The sequence below is a fragment of the Caulobacter sp. 17J65-9 genome (assembly GCF_010975005.1).
Lineage (GTDB): Bacteria > Pseudomonadota > Alphaproteobacteria > Caulobacterales > Caulobacteraceae > 17J80-11.
Genome location: NZ_JAAIVC010000144.1, coordinates 1 through 10050, shown reverse-complemented (window position 1 = coordinate 10050; position 10050 = coordinate 1). Strand labels below are relative to the sequence as shown.

10 protein-coding genes are annotated in these 10050 nt (G+C 71.6%); 7 read left to right on the top strand and 3 right to left on the bottom strand.

The features are described from left to right. From G3573_RS17120 to G3573_RS17110, 3 genes are all read left to right on the top strand, one after another. The coding region (locus tag G3573_RS17120) for an ATP-dependent helicase C-terminal domain-containing protein (RefSeq protein WP_276208745.1) at positions 1 to 1233 on the top strand (1233 nt) is incomplete at its 5' end. Positions 1234 to 1358: 125 nt separating this feature from the next. After that, complete coding sequence (locus G3573_RS17115; protein ID WP_163262818.1) at positions 1359 to 2921, top strand: VWA domain-containing protein; 1563 nt, start codon at positions 1359 to 1361, stop codon at positions 2919 to 2921. Between the two features lie 106 nt (positions 2922 to 3027). Then, entirely contained in the window at positions 3028 to 4368 is a 1341-nt protein-coding gene (locus G3573_RS17110) for a dicarboxylate/amino acid:cation symporter (RefSeq protein WP_163262816.1), read from the top strand. Between the two features lie 9 nt (positions 4369 to 4377). Here the strand turns inward: G3573_RS17110 and G3573_RS17105 are convergent, their stop codons facing one another. The 3 genes from G3573_RS17105 to G3573_RS17095 form a co-directional block, all read right to left on the bottom strand. After that, positions 4378 to 5442, bottom strand: coding sequence for a lysozyme inhibitor LprI family protein (locus G3573_RS17105; protein ID WP_205598323.1), 1065 nt, complete (start codon positions 5440 to 5442; stop codon positions 4378 to 4380). A gap of 75 nt (positions 5443 to 5517) precedes the next feature. Then, positions 5518 to 6312 carry an RNA methyltransferase gene (locus tag G3573_RS17100; RefSeq protein ID WP_163262815.1) on the bottom strand — a complete coding sequence of 265 codons (795 nt, stop codon included), beginning with the start codon at positions 6310 to 6312 and terminating at the stop codon, positions 5518 to 5520. Continuing rightward, positions 6309 to 7202, bottom strand: coding sequence for a class I SAM-dependent methyltransferase (locus G3573_RS17095; protein WP_163262813.1), 894 nt, complete (start codon positions 7200 to 7202; stop codon positions 6309 to 6311). Before G3573_RS17095 ends, G3573_RS17100 begins: the two co-directional genes overlap by 4 nt. A gap of 133 nt (positions 7203 to 7335) precedes the next feature. Here G3573_RS17095 and G3573_RS17090 point away from each other — a divergent pair, with 133 nt between their 5' ends. The 4 genes from G3573_RS17090 to G3573_RS17075 form a co-directional block, all read left to right on the top strand. Further along, positions 7336 to 7968, top strand: coding sequence for a TetR/AcrR family transcriptional regulator (locus G3573_RS17090; RefSeq protein ID WP_163262811.1), 633 nt, complete (start codon positions 7336 to 7338; stop codon positions 7966 to 7968). Further along, complete coding sequence (locus tag G3573_RS17085; protein ID WP_346427408.1) at positions 7965 to 8768, top strand: ABC transporter substrate-binding protein; 804 nt, start codon at positions 7965 to 7967, stop codon at positions 8766 to 8768. Before G3573_RS17090 ends, G3573_RS17085 begins: the two co-directional genes overlap by 4 nt. After that, on the top strand, positions 8765 to 9751 hold the full coding sequence (locus G3573_RS17080; protein ID WP_163262809.1) for an iron ABC transporter permease: 987 nt from the start codon (positions 8765 to 8767) through the stop codon (positions 9749 to 9751). Before G3573_RS17085 ends, G3573_RS17080 begins: the two co-directional genes overlap by 4 nt. Beyond that, a partial coding sequence (locus tag G3573_RS17075; RefSeq protein ID WP_163262807.1) for an ABC transporter ATP-binding protein occupies positions 9748 to 10050 on the top strand: 303 nt, incomplete at its 3' end. The genes G3573_RS17080 and G3573_RS17075, both read left to right, overlap by 4 nt.

Sequence of the window (10050 nt, the reverse complement as noted above, 5' to 3'; positions counted from 1 at the left end):
GAGCACGGCCGGGCCCTGGCCGACCTGCCGTTGCCGCCGAGGCTCGCGCACATGGTGGTGGAGGGCGCCGCCGCCGGCGCCGCGGGGCAGGCCGGGCGCGTCGCCGCCCTGCTGACCGAGCGGGGCCTGGGCGGAAACGACACCGACCTGCGCACCCGGCTGGAGCGGCTGGAACGCGACGGCTCGGCCAAGGCGCGCGACGCCAAGGCGCTGGCCAAGCGCTGGGCCGACAGCGCTGTCAGGCACGCGAAGACCGTACGCGCCCACGGGGCCGATCCCGGCCTGCTGCTGGCCGAGGCCTATCCCGAGCGGATCGCCAAGGCGCGCGGCAAGCCCGGCGAATACCTGCTGGCCTCAGGCCGCGGCGTGTTCCTGGAGCCGACCGACGCCCTGGCGCGCGAGCCCTGGCTGGCGGTCGGCGAACTGGGGGGCGGGGAGAGCCGCGACCGCGTGCTGCTGGCCGCACCGCTGGACGAAGAAGCCCTGCTGGACGCCTTCGCCGACCGGCTGGAGGTGGAGGAGCGGATCGAGCCCGACCCGCGCGGCAAGATCCGCGCCCGCGAACTGCGCCGGTTGGGCCGCATCGTGGTGGACGAGCGGCTGATCGACGATCCCGACCCGGCCCTGATCGCCGCCGCCCTGATGAACGAGGTCGAGCGCAAGGGCCTGTCGGTCCTGCCGTGGAGCGAGCGTTCGGGCAGCCTGCGTGAACGGGCGGCCTTCCTGCGCGGCTACGATCCCGCCTGGCCCGACCTGTCCGACGACGCCCTGCTGGAGCGCCGCGAGGACTGGCTGGCGCCGCTGCTCATGGGGCGGACCTCGCTGAAGCAGGTCGACGCCGGCGCCCTGTCCGAGGCCCTGATCGGCCTGATCCCGTGGGAGCTGCAACGGCGCCTCGACGCCGACGCGCCCGAGCGGTTCGAGGCGCCGACCGGCTCGCGCCTGAAGATCGACTACGGCGCGGAAGGCGGTCCCCGGATCGAGGTGCGGGTGCAGGAGCTGTTCGGCCTGACCGTGCACCCGACGCTCGCCGGCGGACGCGCGCCGCTGACCCTGGCCCTGACCTCGCCGGCGCATCGGCCGGTGCAGGTGACCAAGGACCTGCCGGGTTTCTGGAAGGGCTCCTGGGCCGACGTCCGCTCCGACATGCGCGGCCGCTATCCCAAGCACCCCTGGCCGGAAGACCCGACCACCGCGCCCCCGACCACCCGCGCCAAGCCCCGCGGAACCTAGTTCGCCGAACGGCCTTCGAGCCGCCTCGCTCCAGCCCAAAAAACGGCGCCGTTCTCTCAGCCCATGGTTGTGGGGAAGCTTGGCGGTGGGCTTTGGCCGGGGACGGCCGCTCGAAGGGGACACGGATGGCGTACGGGAAGGCGGGTTTGACGGTGGTTTCGGTCGCTCTGGCGGCCGCCCTGGCGACGGGATGCGCGAAGAAGACCGAGGAAGCGGCCTATGAGATGGCCCCCGCCGCCGACGCGGCGGCCGCGCCGGCCATGGAGCTGCCGCCAGGCGTCGCACCGCCCACGCCAGCGGATATGGAGCGCTACAAGGCGCTGGCGCAGAACCCGGTGAAGCGCGCCGCCGACGAGCGGTTCTCGACCTTTGCGGTGGACGTCGACACCGCCGCCTACGCCAACATCCGCCGCTTCCTCAACCAGGGGCGCACGCCGCCGTCCGACGCCGTGCGGGTCGAGGAGATGATCAACTACTTCCGCTACGACCTGCCCAAGCCGCAGAGCGGGGCCCAGCCCTTCTCGGTGACCAGCGACGCGGCGGTCACGCCGTGGAACTCGAACACCCGGCTGCTGCGCGTGGCGCTGCGCGGCTATGACGTCGACCGCGCCCAGCGGCCGGCCGCCAACCTGGTGTTCCTGGTCGACGTCTCGGGCTCGATGTCGGACGACGACAAGCTGCCCCTGGTCAAGCAGACGCTGAGCCTGCTGGCCCGCCAGCTGCGCGCCGACGACAAGGTCTCCATCGTGGTCTACGCCGGCGCGGCCGGGGTCGTGCTGGAGCCGACCGCCGACCGGGAGAAGATCGAGGCCGCGCTCAAGCGGCTGGAGGCCGGCGGCTCGACCGCGGGCGGGCAGGGGATCGAGCTGGCCTACGCCGTGGCGCGCGCCAACCGCATCAAGGACGGCATCAACCGGGTGATCCTGGCCACCGACGGCGACTTCAACGTCGGCATCAGCGATCCGGAGAAGCTGAAGGAGGTCGTCGAGCGCAACCGAGACGACGGCATCACCCTGACCGCGCTGGGCTTCGGCCAGGGCAATTACAGCGACTGGATGATGGAGGCGATCGCCGACGCCGGAAACGGCAATTACGCCTACATCGACGGCATGAACGAGGCCCGCAAGGTCCTGCAGGACGAGCTGTCCTCGACCCTGTTCACCATCGCCAAGGACGTGAAGGTGCAGGTCGAGTTCAATCCGGCCGTCGTCGCCGAGTACCGGCTGATCGGCTACGAGAACCGGGTGCTGGCGACCGAGGACTTCGCCAACGACAAGGTCGACGCCGGCGACATCGGGGCCGGCCACCAGGTCACCGCCCTCTACGAGGTCGCCCTGGTCGGCTCGAAGGGGACGCTGCTGCCGCAAGGCCGCTACGCCGCCGCGCCGGCGGCCGCGGGCAAGGCTGACGAGCTGGGCTTCGTCGAGCTGCGCTACAAGCTGCCGAACGAGACGACCTCGAAGCTGATCCGCCAGCCGCTGGCCGCGTCGCTGGCCACGAACGCAAAGCCGGCCCAGGGGGACTTCGCCTTCGCCGCGGCGGTGGCCGCCTTCGGCCAGAAGCTGCGGGGCGGCAAGTACCTGGGCCAGTTCTCCTACGCCGACGTCGCGCGCCTGGCCGGCGAGCCGCGCGACTTCTCCCGCCAGGAGTTCGTGAAGCTGGTCGAGGCGGCCGAAGCCTCGCACTGAGCGCGCGGCGAGGCCGGGGGCGATCCGCCTCCGGCCTCGCAGCCGCCGGTCGAATCGGCGACCTTCACCCGCATCTGACGATCGGGGGCGATCGGGGGAGGTTCGGATGGGGTCGCACGCTTACACGCAGCCGCGCGCACGCGGGCGGTGGTGGACCAGCCTCTACGTGCAGGTGCTGGTCGCGATCGCGGTCGGCGCCCTGATCGGCCACGTCTGGCCCGACACGGGCGTGGCGCTGAAGCCGCTGGGCGACGCCTTCATCAAGCTGGTGAAGATGGTCATCGCCCCGGTGATCTTCCTGACCATCGTCACCGGCATCGCCGGCATGCGCGACATCGGCGAGGTCGGCCGCGTGGTGCTGAAGGCGCTGGGCTACTTCCTGGTGGTCTCCACCTTCGCCCTGATCGTCGGCCTGGTCGTCGCCAACGTCGTGCAGCCGGGGACGGGGCTGAACATCGACCCCGCCAGCCTCGATTCCGGCGCGGTCGCGACCTACGCCGAGAAGGCGCACGAGACGACTATCGTCGGCTTCCTGCTGAACGTCATCCCGGACACGGTGACCGGCGCCTTCGCCGAGGGCGCGATCCTGCAGGTGCTGTTCTTCTCGGTGGTGTTCGGCCTGGCCCTGGCCCTGGTCGGCGATCGCGGCCAGCCGCTGCTGGACGTCCTGAACGCGACCAGCGCCGCGTTCTTCCGACTGGTGGGGATCCTGATGCGGGCCGCCCCGGTCGGGGCCTTCGGCGCCTTCGCCTTCACCATCGGCAAGTACGGGGTCGGCGCGATCGCCAACCTGGCCCTGCTGGTCGGGACTTTCTACGCCACCTCGGCCCTGTTCGTGGTCGTGGTGCTGGGCCTGATCGCGTGGGCCAACGGCTTCTCGATCTTCAAGCTGCTCCGCTACCTGCGCGAGGAGCTGCTGCTGGTGCTGGGCACCAGCTCCTCCGAGGCGGCCCTGCCCAGCCTGATCAACAAGATGGAGCGGGCCGGGGCGTCGAAGTCGGTGGTCGGCCTGGTCGTGCCGACCGGCTATTCGTTCAACCTCGACGGCACCAACATCTACATGACCCTGGCCGCCCTGTTCATCGCCCAGGCGCTGAACATCCACCTGAGCTGGGAGGAGCAGGCGCTCTTGCTCGGCGTGGCCATGCTGAGCTCCAAGGGCGCGGCCGGCGTCACCGGATCGGGCTTCATCACCCTGGCCGCCACCCTGTCGGTGGTGCCCTCGGTGCCGGTGGCCGGCATGGCCCTGATCCTGGGCGTCGACCGCTTCATGTCGGAGTGTCGCTCGATCACCAACTTCATCGGCAACGCCGTGGCGACCCTCGTGGTGGCCCGCTGGGAAGGCGAGCTGGACCGCGAGCGCCTGGACGCCGCCCTGAACGGGCGGCTGCCGACCGATCCGGAGCCGCTGGCCGACGATCCCTCGGTGACGCCCGAGACGGCTTAGGTCTTTCGTCTAGCCGATGTCGCGCAGCGCCTTCAGGTCGAACGGCAGGTCCTTGCGCAGATAGGGCGCGAGATCGGCCCAGGGGATGGTCGTGCCGAGCGTCAGGGCCCGGTGGGCGCCGCCGAACTCGTTGTCATCGTCGAAGGCGAGTGAGAGCCCGGCGGCCTCGTAGTTCCAGTAGCGGTCGTAGGCCGTGAGCGTTCGGAAGGTCTCAAGGGTGACGGAGGAATCCGCGTCACCGTCCTTCCGGTACTGCTCGAAGGCGAGGCGGGCGACGGTCTCCTTGGCGGCGGCGGGGTCGACGAACACGTCCGCGGGCGTAAGCGCGCGACCGAGCTTCAGCGACCAAGGCACAGAAATGATCTGGTGGCTTTCGCCGCCCGGCCCGCGCACGTGGACCCGGTGCAGGCGCGCGCCGATGAACCCCGGCGCAACGCTGGCCAGGTCGACAAAGCCTTCGCCGCCGTAGACGGGCGGCGGGTCCATGATCCGGTCGAGGCCGGCGGCGACCATGGCGTTCCAGCGCCGCTCTTCGGCGTCGGGTCGGGAGATCTGGAGCCGGGCGGTCTCCCACAGCGCCGGATCGTCTTCGGGGCCGGCCAGGTCCGGATCGCGGGTCGCGTGATAGGTGGTCAGGGTGACGAATTCGCGCCCGCCCTTGGCTGAGAGCGTGTCGCCCAGGGCCTGGGTGCGGCTTTCAAAGTACTCAGCGCACGAAGAGGCGTCCGCCTTGCAAGCCGCTGCGGCGGAGGCCAGCCAGCCGCGTTGGGTGTCGCGCAGGCGGTCGCGCCACTCGGCGGGCGTCTGCTTCAGCGCGGCCGCGTAGGCCGCGGCGAGGTCGCGGTCGGCCTTGGCCAGGGCCGCGTCGCTGCAGATCAGTTTTTCGAGCGCCGTGCTCGCCTTGGCGCAGTCGAAGCTCGCGACCACCGGCCCGGCGGCCTGCGACGCCGCGACGGCGGCCGGCGTGTCGGTCTTCTTCTCGGCCGGGCGAGCGGCGCCGCATCCGGCGAGCAGGGCGAGGGCGGCCGAAGCCGCGCCGAAGCGCGCGACGCGCATGTAGGTCCTGGTTTTCATGAGCCGTCCCCCCGGGCGAAGCTTCGGCGGGAGGTAACACTGGTCGCCGGGCGTTCGTCCAGCCGGAACAGCGCCTTACGCCTGGTCCGTCACCGCGTAGATCATGACGCCGGTGGCGACGGCCAGGTTCAGGCTGTCGGCGCGGCCGCGCATGGGGATCTTCACGTTCACGTCGCAGGCGGCCGCCACCTCCGGCGTCAGACCGGACTGCTCGGTGCCCATGACGATCAGGGTGGGGGCCTTGTAGGGCGCGTCGCGGTAGCCGTGGGTGGCGCTGAGCAGAGTGCCGACCACCGAGCCGGGCCACGTCTTGCGCCAGGCCAGGAAAGCCTCGCGCGAGGTGCGCACGATCGGAAGCGCGAACATCGAGCCCATGGTGGCGCGCACCGCCTCGACGCTGAACGGGTCGACCGTCTCGCCGATCAGGATCACGCCGCCGCAGCCGGCCGCGTCGGCGGTGCGGATCACCGTGCCGAGATTGCCGGGATCGCGCACCTGCTCCAGCGCCACCCAGGCGGACGCCGATTTCGGGTCGAGCGCGTCCAGCGCGGTGGTGCGCTGCTCGAACACCGCGATGACGGTCTGCGGGTTCTCGCGCCGCGCGATCTTCTCGAGGATCTCGCGGGTGACCTCGATCACCTCGCCGCGCGCCGCCAACGTTTCGCGCACGGCGCGGTCCAGCAAGGGGTGGTCGGCCTCCTTGCCGAACATCAGCATCTTGGGCGCGCGACCCTGGTCCAGCGCCTCGATGACGATCTTCAGCCCTTCGGCGAGGAACAGGCCGGTGGCCTCGCGCTCCTTCTTCATGTGGAGCGCGCGCACGGCCTTCACCGTCGGATTGGTCAGGGAGGCGATCTGACGGACGCTCATTCGGCGCTCCAGCGGGCGAAGAAGGACAGGCCGATCTCGCGCCCGTTCGGGCCGTCTTCCGACAGCACCAGCTCGCCCCAGTCGATGCGCCCGCCGCGCTCGGCGCAGGCGTCGGACAGCAGGCCGGCCAGGGCCGGGCCGGACACCCGCGCGGCATAGGCGTTGAGCAGCAGGAAGGACGCTCGGTCGGAGAGCAGGGCGGCGCACTGGCGGGCCAGCTCCGGCAGGTCTTCGAACAGCCGCCACACCTCGCCGGTCGGGCCGCGGCCGTACTTCGGCGGATCCAGGATGATCCCCTCGTACTGCGAGCCGCGCTTCACCTCGCGGGTGACGTATTTGCGCGCGTCCTCGGTGATCCAGCGGATCGGCGCGCTCTCCAGGCCGGAAAGCGCAGCGTTTTCACGGGCGTAGGCGACGGACTTCTTGGAGGCGTCGACGTGGGTGACCTGGGCGCCAGCGGCGGCGCAGACCAGGCTGGCCACGCCGGTGTAGCCGAACAGGTTCAGCACCCGCGGACGTTCCAGCTGCTCGACCCGGTCCTTCAGCCAGGCCCAGTTGGCCGCCTGCTCCGGGAAGAAGGCGAGGTGGCGGAAGGCGGTGAAGCGGCCGTGGAACTTCACGGTGTCCCAGCCCAGCGTCCAGCTCTCGGGCACGGGCTTGGAGAACCGCCAGCGGCCTTCGTCTTCGTCGCCGTCGGGATCGAACACGGCGTCCGGGCGCTCCCACAGCTTGGGCTTGCTGGGCGCCCAGAAGCACTGCGGCTCGGGGCGGACCACGGTGAAGCGGCCATAGCGCTCCAGCTTGCGACCGTCGCCGCTGTCCAGCAGGGCGTAGTCGCGCCAGGCGCGGGTTCGCATGATGTCGGGAATGTCGGCGACGCGGGGCGGCATGCGCCCCGCTTACGCGTTCCTGCGGCGGCGCGTCCAGTCGTCCGGAGAGTTCCCGACGCGGGCGACGGTTGCGGCTACGCAGGGAAAATGCGTAAGCAAGGACAAGAGCTGAGGCTTGGCGTCGAGGTGTCCCGTGTCCGTCGTGTTGCAGAAGTCGGCCCGCTCCGCCCGCAAACCCAAGGGCGAAGGCCATGTCCGACGGGGCGAAATCCTTGAGGCGGCCGAGCGGATCTTCGTCGAGTGCGGCTACGAGGGCGCGACCATCCGCAAGATCGCGGAGGAGGTCGGGGTGTCCTCGACCGCGCTGTACATGCACTTCCGCGACAAGGGGCAGATCCTGCTGGAGATCTGCGAGCAGGCCTTCGAAAGGCTGCTGGCGACCAACGCCGAGATCGACGAGCGCCCGATGGACCCGGTCGCCAAGCTGCGCGCCATGTCCGAAGCCTACATGCACTTCGGCCTGGCCAACCCGAACGCCTACCGACTGGTCTTCCTGACCCGTCCGCTGGAGGCGACCGAGGGCGCGCAGGACGTCGCCCAGCGCCTGGGTCGTCAGGCCTACGACCGTTTCGCCAAGGTGGTGGCGGAAGCCGCCGCCACCGGCCGGATCAAGGGCGATGTCGACCAGGTGGCCCAGATCCTGTGGGCAGGCGGCCACGGCCTGATCGCCCTGATGATCACCAAGCCGTACTTCGAGTGGGCGGCGCAGGACGTGCTGATCAAGGGGATGATGGACGCCCTGTTCGAAGGCGTCCTCCAGAGGTGAGACGCCTCGGCCTGATCCTGGCGGCCTCCGTGGCGCTGGCCGCGGGCGCGGCCCGGGCGGGCGAAATGCGCGTGCTGTCGCTGGATTCGTGCGCCGACCAGTACGTCGTGGCGCTGGCGCCCCGTGAGGCGATCGTGGGCGTGTCGCCCCGGGCCGACGACGACGATTCCTGGATGAAAGCCGAGGCGAAGGGCCTGCCGCAGCGCCGCCCGACGCTGGAGGCCGCGCTGGCCGCACGGCCGACCCTGGTGGTCCGCTACTGGGGCGGGGACGAGCGGCTGGTCCGCGCGCTGGAGGCCCGTGGCGCGAAGGTGGTCGGCATCGACGACGCCTCGGACTTCGACGGCGTGCGCGACGACGTCCGCAAGGTCGCCGCCGCCATGGGGCGTCAGGCGCAGGGCGAGAAGCTGGTGGCGCGCATGGACGCCCAGCTGGCCGCCAGCCGCGGCGCCTGGAAGGGCGAAAAGGCGCTGTACCTGACCCCGGGCGGCTTCACCGCCGGTAACAAGACCCTGATCGGAGCCATGCTGAACGGCGCGGGGCTGAAGAGCGCCTCGGACAGCCAGTGGTTCGACTCGGTGTCCCTGGAGAAGCTGGTGCTGGACCCGCCGCGCCTGCTGGTGCTGGGCTTCTTCGACGCCGTGCGCGGCGGGCGATGGGCGCCTGGCCGCCACCCTCTGGTCGGCCGTCTGGCGAAGGAGCGGAGCGCCGCCTCTCTCCCGGGCGCTATCCTGGGGTGCCCGGGCTGGTTCGTGGCGGAAGGGAGCGCGCGGCTGGCCGCGTCGGCCCCGAAACGATGAAGCGGCTCGGCCTCAATCTCTTCCTGGTGGTCGCGCTGCTCGCCGGCTTCGTCCTGGCGACGACGCTGGGCGAAACGCGCCTTAGCCTCGACCAATACCTTCAGGCCTTCACCCAACCCGGCTCCGCGCCTTGGGAAATCCTCTGGAGCATCCGGGCGCCGCGGGCGGCGGCGGCGGCGGTGGTGGGAGCGTGCCTGGGCCTGTCCGGCGCCCTGATGCAGGGGCTGCTGCGCAACCCCCTGGCCGATCCCGGCGTGCTGGGCGTGTCGGCGTCCGCGGCGCTGGGCGCGGCCCTGACCATCGTGCTGGGCCTGGCGGTCGTGCCCGGCGCGGTTGAGGCCTCGGCCCTGGTCGGCGCGGCCCTGGCCGGTGCGTGCCTGCTGCTGTTCGCGGCCCGCTTCCCCGAGCCCGAGGCGCTGATCCTGTTCGGGGTGGCCCTGTCCAGCTTCGCCGGCGCGGTCACCGCCCTGGTGTTCAACCTGTCGCCGTCGCCGATCGCCACCGCCGAGGTGCTGGCCTGGATGCTGGGCTCGGTCGAGAACCGCAACTGGGGCGACGTCGCCTGGGGCCTGGCCCCGCTGGGCGTGGCGGTGGTTCTGGCCGCTCATGCGGGCAGGGGGCTGCTGGCCCTGACCCTCGGCGAAGACACCGCCGCCACCCTGGGCCTGCCGATGCGCCGGCTGAAGCTGGCCGCGGTGGCCGCCGCCTCGATCGCCACCGGCGCGTCAGTGGCCATGGCTGGCGTGATCGGCTTCGTCGGCCTGGCCTCGCCGCACCTCGTGCGCGCCGCCGTGCGCGAGGATCCCTCGCGTCTGCTGGTCCCTTCGGCCCTGGCCGGGGCGCTGATGCTGGTGCTGGCTGATCTGGCCGCGCGCATGGCCCCGACCGAGGTGGAGCTGAAGCTGGGCGTGTTCACCGCGCTGGTCGGCGCGCCGCTGTTCGCCTTCGTCGCCTGGCGAGCGGCGCGGAGCTGGCGGTCGTGAGCGCGGTCCTCGAATTCCAGGGCGTGGCGGTGGCGCTGGGCCGGCGCGAGGTGCTGTCGGGCGTCGACGCCGCCTTCGCGCCCGGGACCCTGACCGCCGTGTGCGGCCCCAACGGCGCGGGCAAGACCACCTTGCTGAAGGCGGCGCTGGGCCTGGTGAAGCCCAAGGCCGGGCGGGTGCGCCTGTTCGGCCGCGAGCCGCACCACGTGGCCCCGGACGCGCGCGCGGGCCTGGCCGGCTACCTGCCGCAGGAGCGCCGGATCGGCTGGGGCATGAGCGCCGTGCGCATCGCCGCGCTC

What these genes read in the sequence shown, in the direction of transcription:
- G3573_RS17115 (WP_163262818.1), top strand. Translation starts at nt 1,359, where the DNA reads ATGGCGTACGGGAAGGCGGGTTTGACGGTGGTTTCGGTCGCTCTGGCG.
- G3573_RS17110 (WP_163262816.1), top strand. Translation starts at nt 3,028, where the DNA reads ATGGGGTCGCACGCTTACACGCAGCCGCGCGCACGCGGGCGGTGGTGG.
- G3573_RS17105 (WP_205598323.1), bottom strand. Translation starts at nt 5,442, where the DNA reads ATGAAAACCAGGACCTACATGCGCGTCGCGCGCTTCGGCGCGGCTTCG.
- G3573_RS17100 (WP_163262815.1), bottom strand. Translation starts at nt 6,312, where the DNA reads ATGAGCGTCCGTCAGATCGCCTCCCTGACCAATCCGACGGTGAAGGCC.
- G3573_RS17095 (WP_163262813.1), bottom strand. Translation starts at nt 7,202, where the DNA reads ATGCCGCCCCGCGTCGCCGACATTCCCGACATCATGCGAACCCGCGCC.
- G3573_RS17080 (WP_163262809.1), top strand. Translation starts at nt 8,765, where the DNA reads ATGAAGCGGCTCGGCCTCAATCTCTTCCTGGTGGTCGCGCTGCTCGCC.